The 754-nt window shown below is 44.6% G+C and carries 2 protein-coding genes; both read left to right on the top strand.

The window, feature by feature from the left end; genetic code table 11:
• A partial coding sequence (locus C1642_RS16870) for a PaaI family thioesterase (protein ID WP_146035345.1) occupies window positions 1-221 on the top strand: 221 nt, incomplete at its 5' end.
• A 33-nt stretch (window positions 222-254) separates the two neighbouring features.
• Window positions 255-754 (top strand): tannase/feruloyl esterase family alpha/beta hydrolase (locus tag C1642_RS16875; RefSeq protein WP_146035346.1); only part of this gene is annotated, 500 nt, incomplete at its 3' end.

Consider the following 754-nt stretch of genomic DNA (forward strand, 5'->3'; position numbering starts at 1 on the left):
ACGATGTGATGGGACTTTTTGCATATCTCGCCAATGACCATAAACCCGCTACTACCATTAACTTAACGATGGATTTTTTAAGGCCCTGTGCTGTGGGCGAAGTCATTACAAAATGCCGATTCATTAAACAAGGCAAAACCGTACTGAATCTCGAAAGTGAAGCTTGGCAAAACAACAAAATGCTTGCACGAAGCACAGCTAATTTTCTGGTTTTAGATTAATTACAAACATTCATTCAATAAGGATATGAATAAATGAATTACACCAACAATAAACGAATTTTGACCCGCTCCGCTTTAGTGCTTGCCATGCTTGGTGCTTTGGCAGGCTGTGGAAGTGATAATGATGACACAACGGTTCCCTCAACAACCAAACCACCGCAGTTGTCTCCTGCTGTTGGCGTAAAAATGACAGGAAGCTGTTCAGACTTACTCGGATTTCAGTACAACAATACCGTTATTAGCTCAGCTACCCTTCAAGAAGCAGGCACATTGACGGTCGCCAATAAACCGATTGGTGCACATTGTTTGGTCAAGGGTTATATGGATCAACGGGTAAGCCCTGTCGATGGACAAACTTATCAAATTGGTTTTGAAATGCGTTTACCTGTTGATTGGAACGGCCGTTTCCTCTATCAAGGTAATGGCGGAACCGATGGCAACTTAGTGCCTGCAACGGGTCAGGTCGGCAGCGGCGGTCCACTCACCAATGCCCTACATGATGGTTTTGCGGTCATTTCTTCCGACGCAGGACA

Origin of the sequence: Acinetobacter sp. AKBS16 (genome assembly GCF_002899995.1) — a bacterium.
Classification (GTDB): domain Bacteria; phylum Pseudomonadota; class Gammaproteobacteria; order Pseudomonadales; family Moraxellaceae; genus Acinetobacter; species Acinetobacter baumannii.